The 21668-nt window shown below is 71.4% G+C and carries 20 protein-coding genes; 10 read left to right on the forward strand and 10 right to left on the reverse strand.

Annotation, left to right across the window (positions count from 1 at the left end; genetic code table 11):
- Window positions 1–193 precede the first annotated feature (193 nt).
- Entirely contained in the window at window positions 194–2146 is a 1953-nt protein-coding gene (locus BUQ68_RS00895; protein ID WP_075214049.1) for a methyl-accepting chemotaxis protein, read from the reverse strand.
- A gap of 413 nt (window positions 2147–2559) precedes the next feature.
- Between BUQ68_RS00895 and BUQ68_RS00900 the strand changes: the two genes are divergently transcribed.
- The 3 genes from BUQ68_RS00900 to BUQ68_RS00910 are packed head-to-tail and all read left to right on the forward strand — an operon-like array spanning window position 2560 to window position 6124.
- A complete protein-coding gene (locus BUQ68_RS00900) occupies window positions 2560–3738 on the forward strand; it encodes a cell surface protein (protein ID WP_075214050.1) in 1179 nt (392 codons plus the stop codon).
- A 4-nt stretch (window positions 3739–3742) separates the two neighbouring features.
- Window positions 3743–4699 (forward strand): DUF6384 family protein, encoded by a 957-nt coding sequence (locus BUQ68_RS00905; RefSeq protein WP_075214051.1) that lies wholly within the window; start codon window positions 3743–3745, stop codon window positions 4697–4699.
- Window positions 4700–4705: 6 nt separating this feature from the next.
- Window positions 4706–6124 carry a coiled-coil domain-containing protein gene (locus tag BUQ68_RS00910; RefSeq protein ID WP_075214052.1) on the forward strand — a complete coding sequence of 473 codons (1419 nt, stop codon included), beginning with the start codon at window positions 4706–4708 and terminating at the stop codon, window positions 6122–6124.
- Window positions 6125–6194: 70 nt separating this feature from the next.
- Here BUQ68_RS00910 and BUQ68_RS00915 read toward each other — a convergent pair whose 3' ends face one another.
- A complete protein-coding gene (locus BUQ68_RS00915) occupies window positions 6195–6584 on the reverse strand; it encodes an EF-hand domain-containing protein (RefSeq protein WP_075214053.1) in 390 nt (129 codons plus the stop codon).
- A 23-nt stretch (window positions 6585–6607) separates the two neighbouring features.
- On the reverse strand, window positions 6608–7135 hold the full coding sequence (locus tag BUQ68_RS00920; RefSeq protein WP_083656062.1) for a hypothetical protein: 528 nt from the start codon (window positions 7133–7135) through the stop codon (window positions 6608–6610).
- Between the two features lie 237 nt (window positions 7136–7372).
- Here BUQ68_RS00920 and BUQ68_RS00925 point away from each other — a divergent pair, with 237 nt between their 5' ends.
- Together BUQ68_RS00925 and BUQ68_RS00930 are read left to right on the forward strand one after the other, a co-directional pair.
- Window positions 7373–8092: a response regulator gene (locus BUQ68_RS00925; protein WP_075214054.1), complete on the forward strand. Its 720-nt coding sequence runs from the start codon at window positions 7373–7375 to the stop codon at window positions 8090–8092.
- A complete protein-coding gene (locus BUQ68_RS00930; RefSeq protein WP_075214055.1) occupies window positions 8089–9423 on the forward strand; it encodes an ATP-binding protein in 1335 nt (444 codons plus the stop codon). Before BUQ68_RS00925 ends, BUQ68_RS00930 begins: the two co-directional genes overlap by 4 nt.
- A gap of 154 nt (window positions 9424–9577) precedes the next feature.
- Here the strand turns inward: BUQ68_RS00930 and BUQ68_RS00935 are convergent, their stop codons facing one another.
- The 4 genes from BUQ68_RS00935 to BUQ68_RS00950 form a co-directional block, all read right to left on the reverse strand.
- Entirely contained in the window at window positions 9578–10372 is a 795-nt protein-coding gene (locus BUQ68_RS00935) for a tellurite resistance TerB family protein (RefSeq protein ID WP_075214056.1), read from the reverse strand.
- Window positions 10373–10482: 110 nt separating this feature from the next.
- Window positions 10483–10821 (reverse strand): hypothetical protein, encoded by a 339-nt coding sequence (locus tag BUQ68_RS00940; protein ID WP_075214057.1) that lies wholly within the window; start codon window positions 10819–10821, stop codon window positions 10483–10485.
- The gene (gene ctaD, locus BUQ68_RS00945) at window positions 10818–13361 is read right to left on the reverse strand and encodes a cytochrome c oxidase subunit I (RefSeq protein ID WP_075214058.1); all 2544 of its coding nucleotides are present in this window, start codon (window positions 13359–13361) and stop codon (window positions 10818–10820) included. Before ctaD ends, BUQ68_RS00940 begins: the two co-directional genes overlap by 4 nt.
- Window positions 13358–14011 (reverse strand): cytochrome c oxidase subunit II, encoded by a 654-nt coding sequence (locus tag BUQ68_RS00950; protein WP_075214059.1) that lies wholly within the window; start codon window positions 14009–14011, stop codon window positions 13358–13360. The genes ctaD and BUQ68_RS00950 overlap by 4 nt, the downstream gene beginning before the upstream one ends.
- A 108-nt stretch (window positions 14012–14119) precedes the next feature.
- Here BUQ68_RS00950 and BUQ68_RS00955 point away from each other — a divergent pair, with 108 nt between their 5' ends.
- Complete coding sequence (locus BUQ68_RS00955) at window positions 14120–14605, forward strand: DUF2231 domain-containing protein (RefSeq protein ID WP_075214060.1); 486 nt, start codon at window positions 14120–14122, stop codon at window positions 14603–14605.
- On the opposite strand, the gene BUQ68_RS00960 is transcribed toward BUQ68_RS00955, so the two are convergent.
- The 3 genes from BUQ68_RS00960 to BUQ68_RS00970 all read right to left on the reverse strand — a co-directional run bounded on the left by BUQ68_RS00960 (window position 14569) and on the right by BUQ68_RS00970 (window position 17351).
- Window positions 14569–15066 carry a CopD family protein gene (locus BUQ68_RS00960; protein WP_075214061.1) on the reverse strand — a complete coding sequence of 166 codons (498 nt, stop codon included), beginning with the start codon at window positions 15064–15066 and terminating at the stop codon, window positions 14569–14571. The genes BUQ68_RS00955 and BUQ68_RS00960 overlap by 37 nt on opposite strands.
- Window positions 15063–15809, reverse strand: a complete 747-nt coding sequence (locus BUQ68_RS00965) for a cytochrome c oxidase assembly protein (RefSeq protein WP_075214062.1) — start codon at window positions 15807–15809, stop codon at window positions 15063–15065. The genes BUQ68_RS00960 and BUQ68_RS00965 overlap by 4 nt, the downstream gene beginning before the upstream one ends.
- 168 nt (window positions 15810–15977) lie before the next feature.
- Window positions 15978–17351 (reverse strand): lipopolysaccharide biosynthesis protein, encoded by a 1374-nt coding sequence (locus BUQ68_RS00970; RefSeq protein WP_075214063.1) that lies wholly within the window; start codon window positions 17349–17351, stop codon window positions 15978–15980.
- A 370-nt stretch (window positions 17352–17721) separates the two neighbouring features.
- On the opposite strand from BUQ68_RS00970, the gene BUQ68_RS00975 reads away from it, so the two are divergent.
- The 4 genes from BUQ68_RS00975 to BUQ68_RS00990 all read left to right on the forward strand — a co-directional run bounded on the left by BUQ68_RS00975 (window position 17722) and on the right by BUQ68_RS00990 (window position 21651).
- Complete coding sequence (locus BUQ68_RS00975; protein ID WP_139315117.1) at window positions 17722–18366, forward strand: hypothetical protein; 645 nt, start codon at window positions 17722–17724, stop codon at window positions 18364–18366.
- 119 nt (window positions 18367–18485) lie between these two features.
- Entirely contained in the window at window positions 18486–18797 is a 312-nt protein-coding gene (locus BUQ68_RS00980; protein WP_075214065.1) for an acyl carrier protein, read from the forward strand.
- Window positions 18794–20302 (forward strand): AMP-binding protein, encoded by a 1509-nt coding sequence (locus BUQ68_RS00985; protein WP_075214066.1) that lies wholly within the window; start codon window positions 18794–18796, stop codon window positions 20300–20302. The genes BUQ68_RS00980 and BUQ68_RS00985 overlap by 4 nt, the downstream gene beginning before the upstream one ends.
- Window positions 20299–21651: a type III PLP-dependent enzyme domain-containing protein gene (locus BUQ68_RS00990; protein ID WP_075214067.1), complete on the forward strand. Its 1353-nt coding sequence runs from the start codon at window positions 20299–20301 to the stop codon at window positions 21649–21651. Before BUQ68_RS00985 ends, BUQ68_RS00990 begins: the two co-directional genes overlap by 4 nt.
- Window positions 21652–21668 lie beyond the last annotated feature (17 nt).

The following is a 21668-nucleotide window of genomic DNA, read 5'->3' on the forward strand; positions in this document are numbered from 1 at the left end:
TACGACTTGTCGATTTCTGGATTTTCCGGAAAGCACAAGACTGATAGATGATGACGCGGTAGACAGTTTTCAAGCCTATTCTGATCCTATTCGTGCTTTTATTGAAGCCGGGCGGACAAAATCATCCATGACGACTGGAGTCCGCGCTACGAGCGGCACGGCGGCGTCCCTGTCCGGTCCGCCGCCGCGGGCTCTAGCTGACCTTGCGCAGAAGCACCGGGAACTCGGTCTGGACCTGCCGGAAGCGCACGCCGAAATGCGTATCGCCGACCCAGATGCATTCGGCGGAAATCTCCCGGCCGTCGAACACGAGGGCGAGGGCCGTCCCGGCCTGGACACCCGGAACCTTGGCGACCGCGGCCCCGCCGAGGCTCACATCCTTCACCGACGTGGCGATCCGCCGGCCGCCGATCACCAGCTCCACCGGGTCGCCCACCTGGTGCCGCACGTGGGACCGCCGCTCCTTCATGTCATGTGAGATGGTGCCGAGGAAGCGATCCGTCCCCTTGGAGAAGGTGCCGAGCACGTCGAACAGCGACCGCGACGCGTCGCTCACCCGACGCACCTCCACGCCGGCGCCCCGGACGATCTCGGTCAGGCGGGCGCTGGTCTCGCGCACGCCGTCGGTGCTGTGCGACGCCTTCTCGGCGTTCTCGGCGATCTGGGCGGTGGCCTGCTCCTGCTGCGCGATCACCGCGGCGATCTCGCTGTTGAGCGCACTGACGGATTCGACCTCGCTCACGATCCGACCGATGGAGTCCACCACCGCACCGGTACAGCCGTTGATCTGCTGGAGGAGGTGGTCCACCTCCGCTGTCGCCCGTGCGGTCTCGCCCGCGAGCGCCTTCACCTCGGCGGCGACGACGGCGAAACCGCGTCCCGCGTCGCCGGCCCGCGAAGCCTCGATGGTGGCGTTCAGACTGAGAAGGTTGGTTTGCGAAGCGATGCCGCCGATCGCCTCCAGGATGGTCTTGATCTGACCGGCGACGGTGGTCAGCGCCTGCACGTCGCGCTCCGCGGCGGCCGCGCGGTCCGCCGCGGCCTTTGTGATGCGCCGCGCCTCCTCGGTCTGGCGGGCCACCTGCCGGGTCGAGGTGGAGAGGTGGCCGACCTCGGCGGCGACGGCCCGCACGGTCTCGGCGGCCGTGATCGACGCGGCCAGTCCGTTCTGCGCCTCCACCTCGGACGCGTTCACCGTCTGGCCGAACGCCTTCGCGCACCCGCCGACCACATGGGCCTCCCTGTCGAGCACCGTCTTCATGGCGTCGGCGTCCCCGAGAAAATTGATGGCCAGCTGCTCCAGTGTTCCCTTGCGGGCCTCGGCCTCCCGCCGCCCTTCCTCCACCGCATCGAGGAGACCGGCTCTCTCCCGGGCGTTGGCGGCGAACACCGTCATGGCGGCGGCAAGGTCGCGCATCTCGGCCGTGCGGCCGACCGGCGGAACGCTGCCGAGGGCCTCGCCGGCCGCAAGCCGCCGCATGGTGGCGGCCACACGGGTGATCGGGCCGATCACGGCCGTCTCCGCCAGGATCACCGTGCCCACCACCAGGGCGACGATCACGGCGGCAAGGGCCGCCAGCAGGGACAGCGCCCACGGGATGGTGCTCATGGCCTGCGCTTCCGTCTCCGCGTACCAGGTGCTCGCCAACGCCACCACCTGGTCGACCGCGGCCCGGTGGGTGGCGTAGTGCGCGCTCATCTCCGCATAGGCGGCGTCGGCCGCCGCCCGGTCGTTCGCCTGCAGCGCCGGGAAGAAGCGCTCGAACGCGAGGGTAAAGAAGCGATCCGCCGGTTCGTGGGCGTCGGCGAGCAGGGTCGCCTTCAGCGTCGGCGTCAAGGTCGCCTCCTGCCAGACGGCCCGGCGTTCGTCGTAGAGCGCCTTCAGATCCGCCACCCTGTCCTGCCGGACGGCCGCGGACGCGGGGTCGAGCATGGCCTGGCTCGCCTCCAGATAGGGCTCGATGATGTAGAGCGGCGGCGGCAGGACATCGGCGATGACGTCCTTTCCGGCGATCAGGTTGCCGTAGATGGGTCCGCCGATCCGCACGTCCTGGATCAGACCATGGCCGAAAGCGATGGCCACCGCCATGACGGCGACAACCACGAAGCCGACCAACCGGGAGTAGACAACAATTCGCCCGCCCATTGCATTTCCTCATATTAATTTTTTACATGAGGTGCATGAACGACCTAAGAATAAGTAAATACTACCAACATGCAATCCGCATATATGCATGTGACTGCAGTCTTTCACGAAGGGCGGATCGATCACGGCCACTTGGGACCACGTCCGTCGCCTGACGAGGGCGCGGAAGGCGTTCGTCGGACCGGTTCGCTCCTTTTCAAGCGGATCGGCGCGGGCGATTGCGTTGTGCGTCTGCCACCCGCCGGCGGAAGGCTCGATGATCCGGGGCGGCTTGTCGGCTGACGCCCCTGGAGGCCTTCGTCCGCGCGTTTATCGGCAATGGGATAGGACAAACGGCATCGGCAGTATTAAAACCGTCAAGCTGCGGCCATACCTAGAGGGGCGTCGCAGCTCAGCATGTGGGGGAGACCGTGATGTCGGATGTGATCGTCAAGACGCCGCTTCAGTACCTGGACCGGGCCATGGCGGGCCTCAGGGATCTCGGTCTCGTTCCGGAGAGGACAGAGGAGACGCCGATCGTCGGCCTCCTGGAGAAGATCACCGATATCGCGCCGGACAAGATCGCCGTGATCACCCGCACCCTGACGCAGATGAGCGTCTTCAACGAGGTGGTCCGCGAGCAGATCTCCGAAATGTCGGTCGGCCAGCGTTACGAGGAGATCACGCAGGCGTTCAACTCCATCCGCGACGATGCCAAGGGCATGGTCGACCAGCTGGACGACGGCAAGATCGACCTCTTCGAGCGCGCCACCAACACCTGGATGAAGATCTCGCGCGGCGACATCGCCCACCGGTTCGACGGCATCAAGGACACGTATCTTGCCGTCGCCAAGGACACCAAGGCCAACATCGAGCGCGAGCACGTCATCCTGGAGGCCTACCGGGACTTTCGCGGCGCCCTGAAGCAGGCGGAGGTCGCCGGCCTGGAGATCCTCGGGGCGGCGGAGAAGAAGCTGGAGGCCGCCAAGGTCGAACTCGGCAAGGCGTCCGATGCCGTCACCGCCTATGCGGGCAGCGTCGCCGCGGAGCGCGCCCACCTGGAGCTGGTGCGCGACGAGGTGCTGCGCAAGCTGCAGACCGAGGAGGGCCGCTACCAGGTCGCTAAGGATCTCGCCGACAACCTGACCATCGGCTACAACACCTCCGAAGTCATCATGGCTCGCCTGATGCAGACGACCAGCGCCAAGGAGCGCGTCTACCAGCAGGCCGTGTCCTTCTTCTCCACCAACGAGAGCGTTCTCACCGCCCTCAAGGCCTCGTTCACCGGCCTCTTCGGCCTGCACGAGTCCACCCAGACGCTCAATGAGATGAAGGAGGGCGTCTCCAAGTCGATCGAGGTCCTGGCCGAGATCGGCGGCAAGGTGCAGGAGGAGGCGCTGAAGGCCGGCTATGGCCCGACCATCCGCGCCGACGCCGTGAAGAAGCTCGTCGACAGCGTCGTCACCTTCCAGGAGCGGTCCACCGAGATCATCGCCGAGATGCGCGAGCTCGCCACCAAGAACTCCGACGAGATCCGCTACGCCGTGGAGGACGGCAAGCGCCGCATGGCCCGTCTCGCGGCCGAGGGCAATGCCCTCCTGATCGATGGCTGACGGGATGACGGCGCCCACGGCGGACGCGGCGGGCACGGCGTCCGAAGGCAAGCTCGACGAGTTGATGCTGGCGATGGACGTGGTCGACACGCTCCGCCACCAGGATGGGCTCGTCGCCAAGGAGCTCGGCCAGGATACCCGCGACGCGGCCCTCAAGGCGCGCCTCCGGCAGATCTACGAGGCCCAAGGCCTCGCGGTGACCGACCGCATCCTCGACGAGGGGATCCGGGCGCTCCGCGAGAGCCGTTTCACCTACGACCCGCCGAAGCCGAGCTTCGCCCTCACCCTGGCGAAGGCCTGGGTGAACCGGCGCAAGGTGGCCGGCGCCGTCCTGGTTCTCGTGCTCCTGGTCGGCGGCGTCGCCGGCTGGCAAGCCTGGCGCACGGAGGCCAACCAGGCCGCCGCGGAGGCGGCGCGTGTTGAGATCGCCGAGACTTTGCCGCAGGCGATCGGAACCGCCGAGGCCCTCCTTCTCGCCGAGGCGCGCGACGAACGCGCCCGGACCACGGCCGCGGCGGCGATCGCCGACGCGCGGGCCGCCCTGGCGCGGGGCGACGCGCCCGCGACCCGCGCGGCGCTCCAGGCCGTGGAGGCGCTGCGCCAGCGCCTCGTGCAGACGTACGCGGTGCGCATCGTCTCCCGGCCCGGCGAGAGTTCCGGCGTCTGGCGTGTGCCGGACGTCAACACCAACGCGCGCAACTACTACCTCGTGGTGGAGGCGATCGGCCCCGACGGCCGGCCGCTCGCCCTGCCGGTGACGAGCGAGGAGGACGGCAGCACCGCCACCGTCCCGGTGTGGGGGATCCGGGTCAGCGAGGCGACCTTCGACCGGGTCCGCCGCGACAAGCAGGCGGACGGCATCGTCGACGACGACCTCGTCGGCGAGAAGCCGCGCGGATCCCTCGACGTGGTCTACAGCATGCCGGTGCTCGGCGGCGCCATCACGGACTGGAAGGAATGACGGTTCATGATCTCGGCCCGTGAAGCCCTGACGTCGATCGAACGCGGCATCCAGACCTTGCGCCGGGACGAGGACCGGATCCTGGCGCTCCTCTCCGAGACCACCGCCGAGGGCGACCGGCTGCGCACCGAGCGGACGGATGGGTTCCGGGCGCTCGCGCGGCTGCGTCTCGACGCGCTGTCCCGCGACGAGGTGGTGGGCCAGCTCGACAGCGCCGAGCGCCGCGCCCTCGACATGCTGGAGCGCCGACGCGGCACCATGGACGCCCTCGCGGCGCGCCGGAAGGCTCTGCTCGACCGGCTGGAGACCGCCGAGGAGGACCGGGCGGCGCGCGCCGCCGCCCGGGACGAGGCCGTGGAGGCGATCGACGCCCTGCAGGCGCGCGTGGAGGCGGAGATCGCCGACGATCCCGCCTGGACGGCCGCCGAGGCCAGCATCGGCCATGCGCAAGCGACCGCCGCGGAAGCCGAGCAGAAGGCCGTGCAGGCGGAGGCCGATCGGGAGGAGAAGCGCAAGCCCTTCGAGGCCGACAGTCTCTTCATGTACCTGTGGACCCGCGGCTTCGGCACCCCCGCCTACCGGGCCGGCCCGATCACCCGCTACTTCGATGGCAAGGTGGCGGCCTTGATCGCCTACGAGGCGAACCGGCCGAACTACTTCATGCTGAACGAGATCCCCAAGCGCCTGCGCGAGCACGCCGACCGCGTGGCGGCGATGGTCCCGGCAGCGGAGGCCGCCCGCGAGGCGGTGGAGCGCGCGGCGCTGGAAGCTGCCGGCGTGGTGGCGCTGGAGACCCGCGCGACCACGATCGTGAGCCATCTGGCCGAGGCGGAGGCGGCCGAGGCGGCGATCAAGGCAGACCTCGACCGGCTCGACGCGGAGGCCCGCGATGCCCTCGACGAGACCACCAGCCCGGACGTGAAGGCCGCGCTCGACGATCTCGCCGCCGCCCTGTCGCGTGAGGATCTCCGCGCCCTCTACCGCGAGGCGGAGGCGACCCCGACGCCGGAGGACGAGCGGATCGTCCAGCGGCTCCAGGACATCGAGCGGTCGCTGGTGCGCGTCGAAGCGCAGATGGAGGAGTTGCGCAAGGCCTCCCTCGACCTCGCCGGCCGGCGCACCGAACTGGAACAGTCCGGCGACCGCTTTCGCAAGTCCGGCTATGACGACCCGTTCGGCGGCTTCGTCAACGAGGCGGTCATCGGCGGCCTCGTGGAGGGCATCATCCGCGGCGTGCTCACCTCCGGCAAGCTCAACGACGCCCTTTCGGACGGCTTCCGCCGCCGCACGCCGAAGTCGAACCGCGGTGGTTTCGGCGGTGGCTTCGGCGGAAGCGGCCGCAGCGGCGGCGGCTTCCGCACTGGCGGCCGGATGGGCGGCGGATCGGGGTCGAAGGGCGGCTTCAGCACCGGCGGCTCGTTCTGAGCCTCTGGCCGACGCCGCCCCCCGGCCGCGCCGGTTCACACCCGGACGCCGGCCTCTCCGTTGCCTTCGGTCAGAGCCTTGCCATTTCGTAGGCGTCGACCACGCCGTTGCCGTCCGTGTCGGCGCGATCGAACAGAGGCGTCGGCGCGGCCGCGAACTCGGCCCTCGTGATGCGCCCGTCTCTGTTCCGGTCGGCGCCGGCGACCGCGTCCCGCAGCCGGGCCGGGACCGGGCGCACGCCGGCCCGGTCCGCGCCGTCCAGCACGCCGTCGCGGTTGCGATCAAGACGGTCGAAGACCGCCTGGCGGCTGGACGCGAACTCCGCCCGCGTCACCATCCCGTCCCCGTCGCGGTCCGCCGATTGCAGCATCCGCCGCGCGTCGGGGGCGGCGGAGGCCGTGCCCGTCGCCGCGACAACGCCCGCCAACACCGCTGCGATCACCCATCCATGCGCTTTCATGAGGTATCCTCCGGTGTCAGCGATCAGCGGCTCGGGCAGGCGATGGCGGCGCCGGAGGCATCCCGGCAGCCGCCGCTCCGGGCAAGGCCCGTGGCCGGGTCGTAGGCGACCGTCCCCTGGTAGCTGTTGCCGTTCGCCGCCGTGACGCTGGTCTGGCGCGACCCCGCCATGGTGCCGTCGGCGGCGCGCGTGGCGCTGCCGGAGCTCGTCACGGTGCCCTTGGCGCCCGAGGCGGCGAACCCGCCGCTGTGGGCAGCGCTGCCGTCCGGCTGGACGGTCGTGGTGGCGGCCCGGGCGGCGGTGGCGCCGTTGCCGAGCCGGATGGCGCCACCGCTCGCCGCGGTCCGTGAGCCGTCCGCGTTCTGCCGATGGGTGCGGCCGCGCACCCAGGCGTTGCCGTTGGCGGCGCCGCCGGCGACGACGCCCTGCTCTCCGCGAACGCGCAGACGGCCACTCGCCGCTTCCGCAGGGGCGAGCGACAGCAGCACGGCGCCGGCGGCCGCAAGGGCAAGAAGCGTCCCGGTCCTGGTCCCGGTTCTGGTCATGATCATGATCGTCTCCTCGGCACGGGGACCGATACGGTCCCGACCGGGATCGGTGTGCGCCGGGGCTGTTACCGGGTTGTGGCCCGGTCGGGCGAAGATGTTTCAGGGTCTTGCGCCACGGCCGCTTCGTCACGGCCTGTAACATCTTCCAGCAAGACCCGGACCCCGGGGCGCCCTAACCTCTGCCGGACGGGAGCCGACCGCGGAGCCGGCGGCGGGGCATCGTGAATAAGGGGAAACGGCGTGTCGAAGTCAGGCGGACGCGTGATCGTGGTCGACGACGACGCCGAAATGCGCGCCCTGATCCAGCGCTATCTCGGCGAGAACGGGCTGTCGGTCCGTGCCGTGCCGGACGGTACCGGTCTCGACCGGGCGATCGCCCGGGAGCCGGCCGACGTGATCGTCCTCGACCTGATGATGCCGGGCGAGGACGGTCTCGCCATCTGCCGTCGCCTGCGCGCCGGCGGAGAGGAGACGCCCATCCTGATGCTGACCGCGCGGGGCGACCCCATCGATCGCGTGCTTGGCCTGGAGATGGGCGCCGACGACTACCTCGCAAAACCCTTCCTGCCGCGCGAACTGCTTGCCCGTATCGGCGCCCTCACCCGGCGCCGCGGCGGCGGATCGCCCCTCGGGCTGCCGGCGGAGGGACAGGTGGCCTTCGGGCCGTTCGTCCTCGACCTCGACCGGCTCCAGCTCACCCGCGCGGGCCTCCCCGTCGAGCTCACCACGCGCGAATTCGTCTTCCTGAAGACGCTCGTGCTCCATGCCGGCCGGCCGCTCTCCCGCGCCCAGCTCATCGACCTCGCCATCGGTCGCGACGCCGCCGTGACCGACCGGGCCGTGGACGTGCAGATCGCGCGTCTGCGCAAGGCGATCGGCGACGACGCGGACGAGCCGGTCTGGATCAAGACCGTCTGGGGGCACGGCTACATGGTCGTCAAACCGGGCGAAGCGCCATGACGGGCCTGCGCACCCTCTGGGGCCGCACGCTTGCCATCGTGGTGGCGGCGGTGATCGCAGCCGAACTCCTCACGGCCGTCTTGTTCAACGCGCTGGTGCTGCTGCCGGAGCTCAACCGCATCGCGCGGACCACCGCCGCGAGCGTGGCCGCGGTGGCCGACGCGCTCGCCGAGGTCGACCCGGAGCACCGGGGCCGGCTCCTGGCCCGGCTTCCGGAAGCGGGCTGGCTTGACCTTCGGCCGGACACCACCCCGCCGGACGCCGACGGCGGCCGGCCGCGGTTTCTGGAACGGGTGTTCATGGCCGCCCTCCTGGAGGCCCTCGGCGACCGGGCGGACCTCGTCTGGCGGACCGACGGCCGCGGCCGCCTCTGGGTGCACCTCACCATCGGGGAGGACGGCTACTGGATCGGCGTGCGGTCGCTGCCGCGCCTTTCCATCGTCGGGTTGTTCGCGCTCTGCGCGCTGATTTCAGCGGCCCTCGCCGCACTCGTCGCCACGCGCCTGACCACCGGGATCCTCAGCCCGCTCGCCGCGCTCGGCCGTGCCAGCGAGGCCCTCACCCTGTCGCGCCTGCCGGATCCCCTGCCGGAGGTCGGTCCGGACGACCTTGCCCGGGTGACGCGGAGCTTCAACCTGATGACGGCCCGCCTTCGCGCGGACGATGCGCGGCGCCGCACCGTGCTGGCCGGCATCTCCCACGACGCCCGCACGCCGGTCACCAAGCTCCGCCTCGCGCTCGCCCTGATGCGGCCGGAGGACCCCGCCCTGATGGCGAGCGCCGAGCGCCAGCTCGACGTCATCGAGCACATCCTCTTCCAATTCCTGACCTTCGCGCGCGGCTTTGAAGCCGAGCCGGTGGCGCCCGTCGCCGTCGAGAAACTCCTCGGCGATCTGGCGAAGCGTTTCGCGGCCGACGGGCTGGTGGTGACTCCCTCCGCCGCCGGCCTCCGTGCGCCCGGCCGGACGGAGGCGCTCCACCGGGCGCTCGCCAACCTGGTGGAGAACGCCCTCCGCTACGGCGCCCCGCCGGTCCGCCTGGAGGCGGTCGCCCGCGACGCTCGCGTCGATTTCGTCGTCACCGACGCGGGCCCGGGTCTCGACCCGGCCGACGTGGAGCGCCTGCGCCAGCCGTTCGCCCGCGGCGACGAGGCACGGACCGGCGATCGCGACGGCACCGGCCTCGGCCTTGCGATCGCCGACGAGGTCGCGGCCCTCCACGGCGGCCATCTGGCGTTCGCCCGGACGGCGGAGGGATTCCAGGCGACCCTCTCGATCCCGCGCCCGGCCATCCCCGCCCCGCTCGGCGACCGCACGGGCATCGCCTCCTGATCGTGGCGCCGGGCGTCGTGCTGCTGGGCGCCGTTAAGGCCGAGAAGCGGATCGCCGCAGGACGCGTCCCCGTCGACAGGACGCGCTCCACCGCCCGCGACAGCGGAGCGGCGGAGTGAGGTCCCGGATGGGGGCGGCCGTCCGGCGCCTCGCGTCAGGCGTCGTCGCGAAGCGCGTCCGCCGCGGTCCGCTCGATCTCGGCGGCGAGGGTCTTCTGAAGGCCGAGGCGCGCGGCGAGGAGGTCGAGCCAGGCGCGCTCGGCCGGCGTGTCCGGATCCATCGCCAGGAGGGCGGCCGCGTAGATCTCGATCCGCGAGGTCTCGTCCGTCGCCTGGCGGACAACGCGCTCGATGTCGGCGGGCGCGCGGAGCTCGTCCATGACGAAAGCCTTGGCGTCGGTGTCGAGCCCGAGCCCGTCCAGGTGGGCGAAGATCCGGCCCTGCTCCTCGGCGTCGATATGGCCGTCGGCCTTGGCGCCGGCGATCATGGCGACCAGGATATGCTCGGCGCGGGCGTTCGGCCCTTCCGGCGCGACCTCGGGGTTGAACGGGCTGTCGCTCGGCGGCGGCAGCAACTTCGGCGCGGTGGCGAAGGCGGGCGTGGTGCCGGGCGCGGCGGCGGCCGGCGCGCTTGCCGGGTTCTGCTGCCAGGTGGTGTAGGCCCGGTAGGCGAGGCCGGCGACGAGCGCCAGGCCGCCGATCTTGACGGCGGAGCCACCGAGCTTCATGGCGGTCTTGCGCGCCTTCTTGTTGGACAGGAGGAGACCGAGAGCGCCCCCGGAGAGGGCGCCGCCCGCAAGGTCCATGGCCCGGCTGCCGCCGGAAGCGCCGCCCTTCGAAAGGCCGCCCTGGCCACCAGTCACCTCCCCGAGAACCCGCCGCGCGGTTTCGCCGAGGGCACCCGACTGGGACCCGAGAACCTGATCCAGAAGCTTCTTCGCGTCGAACACGGGGGGCATCCTCTCTGATCGTCCATGCACGGATCACCGACGGCGCCATGCACGGCCCAAGTGGGGGGCGTGCCGACCAAGCGCAAGCGTTGGGCGCGGCCGGACGACGCTCAGGCGCACGCCGTGAGCACGGCACCCGGAACGCCGATGAAGACGGTCGCCGCGAAGGCCGCGCCGGTAATCCAGAAAGGCGCGTCGGCGAACACCGAACGGCGATCGCCGGGGCTGCCGCGGCGCCGGAGCGCCAGCCCGAGCGGCACGAAGGCCGCCAGATGGACGGACCAGACCCCGAGCAGCACCAGGCGCTGCAGGCTGAGCGGACCGACCATCTCCATCTGCCAGCCGAACGCGCACCCAGCCGAGGCGGCCGCGTAGAGCATCACGAAGGCGCTGCTCCAGATCAGGAAGCCGGCGGTGACGAACACCGGGAATGAGGTCTGCGCGTTCATCCGGCGAGCATCCCTTCAAGGCCGAACAGGGTCGCCAGCGCGATCGCGGCCGCGCCGGCCACATAGTCGTGCCAGAGCGAGCCGATTGACAGATCGCTGGTGCGGCGCGCCGACACGAAGCCGCGGCGAACCCGCACCAAGCCGTAGACCGCAAGGAGGAGACCGATCGCCGCATGGACGCCCACGTAGGCGAGAAGTGCCGTCGACACGGCCCCGAACGCGTGGGTGGTCGGATCCGGAAGCGCCGGAACGAGGCCCGCCACCCCGCCGAGCGCCACCACCCCGCCGGCCGCCGCACCGGCGAGGAGGAGCGACGGCGAGGCGCCCCGCCGCGCCCGGGCGAGCGCGCCGCGACCGGCGAGCGCCGCCAGGAACGCGCCGGCGGCAAGGGCCGCACCGGCCGCGACCCCGCCGTCAAGGCCGGCCGGCGGCGGCCAGCCGGACGCGATCACGGCGAGGAAGAAGAGGCCGAAGAGGAGCGACGCCAGCATGGTGCCGTCGGCAAGGAGGAGGAAGACCATGCCCCACCAGGACGGCGGGCGGGCCGCTTCCAGATGGGTCGGCAGCAACAGCCCCCGCCCGGCGGATAGCGGGCCGATGTCGGACCGGGCGCCGCCGGCGCGCGTCCAGGCGAGAAGAAGGCACACCGTGATCGCCAGACCGGCGAGCGCCAGGAGATAGACCTTGAAAAGCACGCTGACAAAGAAGACCCCCGTCGCCAGGGCGGAGACGAGCGGCAGGAGCGTCGGGCGCGGCAGCACGACGATCTGCTCCGGCCGGCCGCTCAGCGCCTCCACAGCGATCGTCTCCTGCCAGCCGTTGCGGGCGTGCGCCAGGTAACCCTCCCCTGCGGCGAGCTTGGCGCCAAGCTGCGGCGCGTCGGTGAGCGGCGCCCGGCCGTCCACATGGGGGATCGACAGGAAGGCGTAGCTCGTCGGCGGAAGCGGGATCGCCCATTCCAGGGTCTCGGCCTGCCAGGGGTCTCGTCTTGTCCGGGCACCGTAGCGGCGCTGCAGCGCCACGTCCACGACGAAGAGCGCGAACCCCATGGTCATCACGAAGCCGCCGATGGAGGAGACGAGGTTGAGCTCGGTCCAGCCGACGGCGTCGAGATAGGTATGCACCCGCCGCGGCATGCCCTTCAGCCCGGTCAGGTGCATCAGGAAGAAGGTGGCGTTCATGCCGAGGAAGATCAGCCAGAAGGCCGCCTTGCCGAGGCCGTAGACGGTCTGCCGGCCGGTGACCAGCGGCAGGTAGTAGTAGGCGGCGGCGAGCATGGGAAAGACGAAGCCGCCGATCAGCACGTAGTGCAGATGGGCGACCACGAAGTGGGTGTCGTGGGCCTGCCAGTCGAACGGCACCACCGCCACCATCACGCCGGTGAGCCCGCCGGTGACGAAGACGAAGAAGAAGCCGAGGAGGTAGAGCATCGGCAGATGGAGCCGGGGACGGCCCATGGCGAGGGTGCCGATCCAGGCGAAGATCTGGATGCCGGTCGGGATCGCCACCAGCATGCTGGCCGCGGAGAAGAAGGCGAGCGCCATGTGCGGGATGCCCACCGTGAACATGTGGTGGACCCAGAGGCCGAAGCTGAGGAAGGCGAGCGCGACGAGGCTCGCCACGATGGCCGTGTATCCGATCAGCGGATGGCGGGCGAGCACCGGGATCATGGTGGAGACGAGCCCGGCCGCCGGCACGAAGATGATGTAGACCTCCGGATGGCCGAAGAGCCAGAAGAGGTGCTGCCAGAGCAGCGGATCGCCGCCGCGCGTGGGGTCGAAGAAGGGCCAGTCGAAGGCCCGCTCCAGCTCCAGGAGGATGCTGCCGAGGATGAGCGGCGGAAAGCCGAACAGCATCATCAGGGCGGTGATCAGCATGTACCAGGCGAAGATGGGCATGCGGTCGAGCGACATGCCCGGCGCGCGCAGCTTCAGGATGGTGACGATGATCTCCACCGCCGCCGAGATGGCCGAGATCTCCACGAAGGTGACGCCGATCAGCCAGACGTCGGCGTTGATGCCGGGCGAGTAGGGCCGCGAGGAGAGCGGCGTGTACATGAACCAGCCGGCGTCCGGCGCCGCGCCCACGGCGAGCGCCACGATGAGGATCGAGCCACCGAAGAGATAGCACCAGTAGCCATAGGCGGAGAGGCGCGGAAACGCCATGTCGCGGCTGCCGAGCATCTTCGGCAACAGGTACATGGCCCATCCCTCCAGCATCGGGATGGCGAACAGGAACATCATCACCGTGCCGTGCATGGTGAAGATCTGGTTGTAGAGCGCCGGTCCGACGAAGGCGCTGTGCGGTGTCGCCAGCTGCGCCCGGATCAGCATGGCGAGCAGGCCGCCGATGGTGAAGAAGGCGAAGGCGGTGAGCATGAAGCGCCGGCCGACCACCGTGTGGTTGACGGCCGACAGCCGCCCCCAGCCCGGCGGCGTGCGCCAGATGGCGTCGAGCGCCTTGTGAAGCGCCACCGGCGAGGTCGGCGGGGCGGGATCGCCGGCGGTCCGGGCCGGGTGGGTATCGCTTGGCGCACTCATGGCCGCGCCTCCGTCAGCCCGGCGGCGTTGAGCCCGGCCGGGTCCACCGCCTCCACCACGAAGGGCATGGCCGCGTGGCCGAGGCCGCAGAACTCCGCGCAGGCGCCGTGATAGACGCCCGGTGCCGGCGCCACGATGCGGATGACGTTCACGTGGCCCGGGATGGCGTCCATCTTGCCGGCGAGCCGGGGCACCCAGAAGCTGTGGATCACATCCTCGCTGGTCACCGCCACATGGACCGGCCGGCCCGCCGGGATCACCAGCCGCCCGGCCGTCAGCGGACCGTCCGGCGGCCCGAACCGCCACTCCCATTGGCGCGCCACCGCCCGCACGGTCACCACATCTCTCTCCGCCGGATCGGCGATCAGGCGTTCGCCGGTCAAAAGAGCGTAGGTGACGAGCGCCGTCAGGGTGACGAGCGGAAACGCAAGGCCGAGGCCGACGATCCAGACGCGTCCGGGCACCCCGCGCAGGCGGTCCGGCGACAGGAACACGACGGCGAGGAGCACCAGCACGAAGGCGAGGATGACGGCGGCGCCCGCAAGCATCACCCACCAGATCCGGGCGATCGAGGCGGCGGAGGGTCCGGCCGGGTCGAGGGTGGAGAGCGGCCCGCCGCAGCCGGCGAGAAGGAGGCCCGCGCCCGCCACGGCGAACCATCCGGCCGCCCGGCGGGTTTCCCCACCGGCGGCCCGGCGCGATCCATCGCCCGGACCGGACGAAGGCCAGACCCCCAGTGTCAGACGAGGACGGACCGCATGAGCAACCCGGTCATCGAAGAGATCGAAAAGCACGACGTCGCATCGGTGGTGGCCGTGGCCGGGCACCCGATCCACGCCATGACGGTCGCCTTTCCGATCGCGCTCGTCGTCTGCACGCTCGGATGCGACGTGTTCTACTGGTGGAGCGCCGATCCCTTCTGGACCCGGGCGGCGCTCTGGTCGAGCGGTGCCGCCTTCCTGTTCGGCATCGTCGCCGGCCTCGCCGGCACGGCGGAACTGCTGCTCGTCCCCGGTATCCGCAAGCGCGCCGCCAGCTGGACGCACGCGGTGGCCGCCATGATGCTGCTGTCGATCGCCGGTGCGAACTGGGGCCTGCGCCTTCAGGATCCCGAAGGCGTCGTGCTGCCGGTCGGGTTGTTCCTGTCGGTCCTGGCGAGCGTGTTCGTGGGGCTCGCCGGCTGGCATGGCGGCAAGTTGGTGTTCGATCATGGGATCGGCATGAGCCTTTCGGACAAGGACTGAAGGCCGCCGGGGCGGAGCACCCAGTCCGGCAGGATGGCGAGATCGATCGCGGGCTTGGCGAGCACCAGCACCAGGATGGCGGTGACGACCGCGGCGGTCGCCGCGTGGGTGAACCAGCGCTCCAGGGCCGAATAGGCGCCCTCCGGCCGGAAAACCCCGACGATCACGTAGCCGGTCCGCACGTGGACCGCCGCCAAGAGTCCGACCGCCAGCAGCTTCAGGGCGAACCACGGGGCGAACACCTCGCGGGCGAAGATCAGCGCCGTGCCGGTCCCGATCGCCACGAAGGCCGCCGGGGAGACCACCCGCACGAAGGTCGCCCGCGCAAAGCGCTGCAGGCGCCAGAGATCCGGCCCCTCCTCGCCGACCGGACGGCGCTTGAAGAGGCCGGGCAGCACCAGGAGCCCGGCGCACCACACCACGAGACTGGCGATGTGGAGGATCTTCAGCCAGGCGATCATCGGGCGCGGACCCTGCCGTCGACACCGGCCCGACCGAGCACCTGGCCAAGGATCGCGAGCGCGGCCAAGCCGAAGGGAAGGTTGGCCGGCACCCACATGATGAGCCCGCCGAGCTGCTGGTCCTCCAGCGCAGATAGGCCGAAGGCTGCGGTCGTGGAAAGGTGCGGCCCGTAGAGAGGCGTCGGCGCGAAGGTGAGCAGGGCGCCGATGAGGCCCATCACGATGGTGGTGCCAAGGAGCGCCGCCAGCGCCGGGCCGGCGGCCGTCCGCCGGTCGAGCACCGCCTGCCAGAAGAGCACGGCGCTGCCGAGAAGGCTTGATTGCATCAGCCAGTAGACGCCGTCGGAGGCGAGCGCCACGGCGTAGGGCGCCGGCAGGTGCCACACCACGAGCGCGGTCGTCTGCAGGGCGAACCCGATCTGCAGGGCATCGAGCCCCTTCGGCAACGGCAGCCGCAAACCGCCGAGGACGAGGAGCGGCGCCGCGGCCGCGATCAGGAGCACGTGGTGGACCACGCGGGCGGAGAAGAGCGCGGAGGTGAGCGCGCAGAAGGGCGACACCGAGATGACGACGAGGACGATCCAGCCGAGCCGGAACAGCGCGGGTTCGGCGCCTGGCCCCGCCTGCTGGCGCGGCACGAGGAGCAGGCCGAGGAGAGCGGCGAACAGCACGGGGTCGCCGTTCCAGCGGGTCCAGATCTCGGCCGGAATCGGCGCCGGGCCGCAGTAGGGGAGCGTATCCATCCGCACTCTCGAGCCGGGGGTCGGAACGGGCCGTCCGGACGGGGTGACGGGGCTCGCGCAAGCACGGGCGCCGGCTCGACCACACGGACCTGCACGACGTGAACCGTCGGCGGACCCGGAAGGTTGCGCAGCTATTCTGGTTTGATCGCCGGCAACACCGATCGCCCGCTACGAACGGTCGGCGGCATTCTGCGCCGGTCTGGCGGCAGCGCGGCCGGGCAGGAGTGCGAGCACGGACGGGTCGGCTCCCACCTGCCGGCGGCAGACGACCGCGAGGAAGAGCGAGGTCGGGATCAGGACGGCGCTGACCGCGACCGCGGCCCCGAAGGCGCCCGCCATGGGGGCGGCCACCGCGAGCGCCGCCGCCCGAAGGGCAAGGGCGACGATGATGGTGGTGCCGTAGAGCCGCTCATGGCCCGTCGCCATCAGGACCACCGGGGATGGACCCATCAGGGCCGCGAAGGCGGTGCCGGCGGAAAGGACGATAAGGGTCGCGTACTCGCTTCGATAGCCCTCTCCGAAGAGCGAAAGGAGAAGCGGCCCTCCCACCGCCACCACGGCGGCCAGGACCGCCACGAGGGCGAACGCGACCGCGATGACCGTGCCGAGGAGCGCCTGGGCGCCCGCACGGTCACCCGCGTAGTGGAGCGTGGCGAAGCGCGAGGACGTATAGCCGTGGAGACCGCCGGCGATCATGGCGAACACGTTGGCGAACCGCGCTGCCACGAAGTAGGCGGCCGAGGCCGTCGGCGAGGCGAGGAGGCCGATCAGCACCACGTCGGCGTATTGGGCGGTGGCCTCCGCCGTGGTCGAGCCCGCCAGCCGGCCGGATCGGGCCGCCCAGGCCCTTGTGGCGTAGCGCGGGCACGCCGTGCGCACCGCGAGGGGCAGATCGCGCCGGATCATCGCCGCCTGGATCGCAGCGGCCAGGAGGGAACCGGCCGCCGCCGCGGCGAAGAAGACCGTCGCCGTCGCGGCCGGGACGACCGCGATGCCGATCACCAGCGCGGCGAGGGTGACGAGGCGCCAGGTCACCTCGCCGTGGGGTTCCGACACCCGGATGCCCGAGATCGCCCGGGCCGCATGGGCCGCGTAGGCAAGCACCGTCTGGCCGAACAGGAAGGCGGCCGCGGCGCCGAGCGCCGCCGGTTCGGTGGTGAGCGACAGGCGGTCCGGGCGGATCAGGCCGACCGCGACCCAGAAGCCGAGCGCCGCGAGGGCACCCGCCGCGAGGGTGACGCGCCAGCCGAACAGATAGGCCCCCCGGCTCGCGCCGTCGTCGCCGGCGCCCCGGGTTTCGGCCCATGAGCGGATGATCAGGGCGTCCTGGCCGAGCACCGCCACGGCTGCCAGGAAGGCGGCCACGTTGAAGGTGACGGCGAGGCGGCCGAACGCCTCCTCGCCGAGGCTCCGGGCCGCGACAGCGAAGATGGCGAGGGCGAGGACGGATCCGATCGCCTTGGCGGCGAGGGCAAAGACGGCTCCGGCGAGGGCCGGCGGCACACGGACACGGCCGCGGAAGGCTGCAAGTGGAACGGACACGGCCGATAGGTCTCCTCGGCCCGGCTGTCGACCTGGCGGCGGGCCTCGGCGTCCAAACGGCCCTGCACGGCCCGGCGAACCCCTCTCCCGCTTCGTTAATCAGAATATGCAAGAGGTACTACTATTCTGTTAGTGAAATCCTGTACAAGCTCGAACACGAATGGCTGGCGCCTCCCCTGGAGACCTGATGCTGGAACCCCTCTCCTCAGCGGACCTTGACAGAGCCGCGGATCTGCTTGTGGAAGGTTTTCCAGAACGGACGCCCGCGTTCTGGCGGCGCGCCATCGACGCTCTCAAGCGGCACGGCGGCAACGGGCCTGCCGAGTTTCCGCCGGCTTTCCTGTGGCTTAGCAAGGGAAAGCCGGTCGGTGTGGCGCTGACGCCCGCGGTCGTCCGGCGCTGTCCGGAGGGGACGCTGCGGCGCATCGTCAACATCTCCAGCTGGTACGTGCATCCGGACCACCGCTGGCGGGCGCCCTTGATGCTGAAGAAGCTGACCGATCTGCCCGACACGGTGCTGACCGACCTGACCCCCTCCCCGTCCGTCCGCCGCATGCTGCCGCAGCTCGGTTTTCAGCCCATCAACCGTGGAACCCGGTTCGCCTTCCTGCCGGCTGCGGCGCTTCATCGCGGTCGCGGCGAGGGGGTGGTGGAGCTGCCGCCGGCGGAGGATCCGGCGGTGATGGGGAGCCATCGGGCGCTCGGCTGCGTGCCGCTGGTGGTGGACGGGCCGGCCGGGTCGACCGTGGTGATCTACCGGCGGACGCGGGTACGGGGGGTGCCGGCCGCCGACCTCGTCTATGTGGAGAGCCACCGGGCGCTCGCGGGCGGATTTTCCGCGCTTTCGCGGCATCTTCTCGGCCGCGGCTTCCTGTTTCTGCGCGTGCCGGCGCTTGGCGAGACGGGCCGTTTCGGCACCGTCGTGCTGCCGACCGGCGTCTGGTACGCGCGCGGCGATTACTTCCACGACCGGACCGACGTGGTCGGGTCGGAGCTGACCCTGTTCGATCTGTAGCGCTTCGAGGCGGTTTGTCGTCCCCAAGTCGCCCGCATGTAGCCCGCCTGTAGCCCGCTTTAAGCGGTGATGTAGCCCTTGTAGCCCGTCGTGTAGCCGACCAAGGAGAGATGACGCCCATGAACGCCCCGACCGACGTCCGCGCCGTTTCGTCCGACAGCCTGGATCCCGCCGCCGTGACGGCGCTGAAGCAGCATCTGGCGCAGATATCCCCGGGCGCCGCCGCCGCCATCGACGCCGACACGCCCCTCCTCTCGGGCGGCCGGCTCGACAGCATGGGCGTGCTGCAGCTCGTCGGCTTCCTGGAGGAGACCTTCGGGATCGAGGTGGCGGACGACGACTTCACCGAGGAGAACTTCGCCACCGTCGGCACCCTCCTCGCCTTCGTGGCCCGCCGGACCGCAGCCTCCGGAGCCCCCGGATCCCGATGACGCCCGTCCGCCTTTTCGACCTCCTGTTCGATCCGGACAAGGACCAGACCCGCGTCGCCGTGGTCGACGGCGACCGGTCGTGGACCTATGCGGACCTTGCCGCCCGGGCGGCCGGGATCGCCGGCGCGCTCGCGGCCGCGGGCGTCCGCCGGGGCGACCGGGTGGCCGTCCTTTTGCCGAAGAGCCCGGAGGAGTGCGCGGCCCTCTTCGGGGCGAGCGCCGCCGGCGCCGTGGTGGTGCCGATCAACCCGATCCTGAAGCCCGCCCAGGTCGCCCACATTCTCGCCGACAGCGGCGCCCGCGCCCTCGTCAGCGACCGGGCGCTCGCGGCCGTCGTGCCGCCGGTCGATCAGGCCCCCGTGGTGATCCATGCCGAGGGCGTGGCGCCGGCGGACCCGTCGGCGCTGGCGCGGCCGGCGGCCATCGGCCAGGATCTTGCCGCCATCCTCTACACGTCCGGATCGACGGGTTCGCCGAAGGGCGTGATGCTCAGCCACGCCAACCTGATCGCCGGCACGCGCATCGTGCGCACCTACCTCGGCATCACGGCCGAGGACCGGATCCTCTCGGTCCTGCCTTTCAGCTTCGACTACGGCCTCAACCAGCTGCTGACCGCGGTGGAACAGGGCGCGACGCTGGTTCTCTGCCGCTTCCAGCTCGGCGACCAGCTCGTCAAGGCGCTCGCCCGCCACCGGATCACCGGCCTTGCCGGCGTGCCGACCATCTGGGCCATCCTGACGCGGGCGGCGCCCTCGCTCGCCCGGACGCCGCTGCCGGATCTTCGCTACATCACCAACTCCGGCGGCGCGGTGCCGGAGGCGACCGTGCGGGCGCTGCGCGGCCTGCTGCCGGAGACCCGGATCTTCCTCATGTACGGCCTCACCGAGGCCTTCCGCTCCACCTTCCTCGACCCGGACGAGGTGGACCGGCGGCCGACCTCCATCGGCAAGGCCATCCCGGAATGCGAGGTCTTCCCGGTGACGGCGGACGGGCGGCGGGCGGAGCCGGGCGAACCCGGCATTCTCGTCCACCGCGGCCCGACCGTGTCGCTCGGCTACTGGCGGCGGCCGGAGGACACCCTGCGGGTGCTGCGGCCGAACCCGCTGGTGCCGGCCAGCGAGGGCGCCGACACGGTGTGCTACTCCGGCGACCTGGTGGTGGAGGACGCGGAGGGATTCCTCTCCTTCGTCGGCCGCGACGACGCCATGATCAAGTCGGCCGGCTATCGGATCAGCCCGACCGAGGTGGAGGACGCGCTGATGTCGACGGGCGCCTTCCGCCAGGTGGCGGTGATCGGCTTACCCGACCCCTGGCTCGGCCAGAAGCTCTGCGCCGTGGCGGTGGCGGCGGACGCCGGGATCGGCCCGGAGGCGGCGCTGGGGCAGGTCGCCGAACGCCTGCCCGCCCACATGGTGCCGGGACGGGTCGACCTCATCGACGCCCTGCCGACGACGCCGAACGGGAAGGTGGACTACAAGCTGCTTGCGGCGGAGCGCCGGTCGTGACCGCCGCGACGGCGCCGGCTTCCGCGCCCTCCCCGACCCTTGCGGACCGGCTGATCGCCGCGCAGTTCGGCGCCCGCGACGGGGTGCTGACGGTCGGCGGCCTCGACGTGCGGACGCTTGCCGCGCACCACGGCACGCCGCTCTACGTCTACGACGCCGCCCTCGCCCGCGGCCGCCTGAACGCGTTGCGGGCGGCGCTCGACGGCTTTGCCGAGGTCTACTATTCCATCAAGGCCAACCCGGCGCTGGCGCCACTCCTTGCCGCCGAGGGCATCGGCCTGGAGGTCGCCTCGGGGGCCGAATTCCTGCTGGCCCGCGCGGCCGGCGCGCCGGCGGGGCGCATCCTCTTCGCCGGTCCCGGCAAAGGCGCGGCGGAGCTGGAACTCGCCATCGCCGGGGGCATCGGCGAGATCCACCTGGAATCCTTCGACGAGATCGCCCTGGTGGCCGACATCGGCCGGCGGCTCGGTCGGCAGGTGCCGGTGTCCATCCGGGTCAACCCGGCGCCGGCAGCCCAGGGCGGCGCCATGCGGATGGGCGGCAAGCCCACCGCCTTCGGCTTCGACGAGGAGATGCTGGCGGAGGTGGCGACCGCGGTGGAGGCCGAACCCGGCCTCGCGCTCGGCGGGCTGCACCTGTTCGCCGGCACCCAGATCCTCGACGCCGCCGTGCTCGTCGCCCAGTGGCGCCACGGCCTCGACCTCGCCGACCGGCTGGCGGGGCTTCTCGGCCGGCCCTTGACCAGCATCGACCTCGGCGGCGGCCTCGGCATCCCCTACCATGCGGGCGACGGCACCCTCGACCTTGAGATCGTGCGGGCCGGCGCGGCGGACCTCGCCGCCCGGGTCGCCGCCAGCCCGGCCCTTCGCGACGCCCGCCTGCTCGTCGAACCCGGCCGCTTCCTCGCCGGACCGGCGGGCGTTTATCTGGCGGCCGTGCGGACGGTGAAGACCTCCCGCGGCCAGCGCTTCGTGGTGACGGACGGCGGCATGCACCACCAGCTCGCCGCCTCCGGCAACCTCGGGCAGGTGATCAAGCGGGACTTTCCGCTCGTTGCCGCCACCCGGCTCGGCGGCGCGCCGATCGGCGACACCCAGGTGGTCGGCCCGCTCTGCACGCCGCTCGACACCATCGGCCGCCAGACCGCCCTGCCGGAGGTGGCGCCCGGCGACCTCGTCGCCGTGCTGCAGTCGGGCGCCTACGGCCTGTCATCGAGCCCGGTCGGCTTTCTCAGTCACCCGATGCCCGCCGAGGTGCTGGTGGACGACGGGCACGTGACGGTGCTGCGGCCCGCCGGCCGCTTCGAGGCGCCGCTGGTCAACCTCGCCGCCCCCATCGGCGGGCTCTGACGCCGCCGATGGGACGC

Source organism: Mongoliimonas terrestris, assembly GCF_001927285.1.
In the GTDB taxonomy this organism is placed as follows: Bacteria; Pseudomonadota; Alphaproteobacteria; order Rhizobiales; family Pleomorphomonadaceae; genus Chthonobacter; species Chthonobacter terrestris.

Bases quoted from the DNA above. Each gene is read 5' to 3' on its own strand.
- BUQ68_RS00895 (WP_075214049.1), bottom strand. From the start codon at position 2,146: ATGGGCGGGCGAATTGTTGTCTACTCCCGGTTGGTCGGCTTCGTGGTT.
- BUQ68_RS00900 (WP_075214050.1), top strand. From the start codon at position 2,560: ATGTCGGATGTGATCGTCAAGACGCCGCTTCAGTACCTGGACCGGGCC.
- BUQ68_RS00905 (WP_075214051.1), top strand. From the start codon at position 3,743: ATGACGGCGCCCACGGCGGACGCGGCGGGCACGGCGTCCGAAGGCAAG.
- BUQ68_RS00910 (WP_075214052.1), top strand. From the start codon at position 4,706: ATGATCTCGGCCCGTGAAGCCCTGACGTCGATCGAACGCGGCATCCAG.
- BUQ68_RS00915 (WP_075214053.1), bottom strand. From the start codon at position 6,584: ATGAAAGCGCATGGATGGGTGATCGCAGCGGTGTTGGCGGGCGTTGTC.
- BUQ68_RS00920 (WP_083656062.1), bottom strand. From the start codon at position 7,135: ATGATCATGACCAGAACCGGGACCAGGACCGGGACGCTTCTTGCCCTT.
- BUQ68_RS00930 (WP_075214055.1), top strand. From the start codon at position 8,089: ATGACGGGCCTGCGCACCCTCTGGGGCCGCACGCTTGCCATCGTGGTG.
- BUQ68_RS00940 (WP_075214057.1), bottom strand. From the start codon at position 10,821: ATGAACGCGCAGACCTCATTCCCGGTGTTCGTCACCGCCGGCTTCCTG.
- ctaD (WP_075214058.1), bottom strand. From the start codon at position 13,361: ATGAGTGCGCCAAGCGATACCCACCCGGCCCGGACCGCCGGCGATCCC.
- BUQ68_RS00955 (WP_075214060.1), top strand. From the start codon at position 14,120: ATGAGCAACCCGGTCATCGAAGAGATCGAAAAGCACGACGTCGCATCG.
- BUQ68_RS00960 (WP_075214061.1), bottom strand. From the start codon at position 15,066: ATGATCGCCTGGCTGAAGATCCTCCACATCGCCAGTCTCGTGGTGTGG.
- BUQ68_RS00965 (WP_075214062.1), bottom strand. From the start codon at position 15,809: ATGGATACGCTCCCCTACTGCGGCCCGGCGCCGATTCCGGCCGAGATC.
- BUQ68_RS00980 (WP_075214065.1), top strand. From the start codon at position 18,486: ATGAACGCCCCGACCGACGTCCGCGCCGTTTCGTCCGACAGCCTGGAT.
- BUQ68_RS00985 (WP_075214066.1), top strand. From the start codon at position 18,794: ATGACGCCCGTCCGCCTTTTCGACCTCCTGTTCGATCCGGACAAGGAC.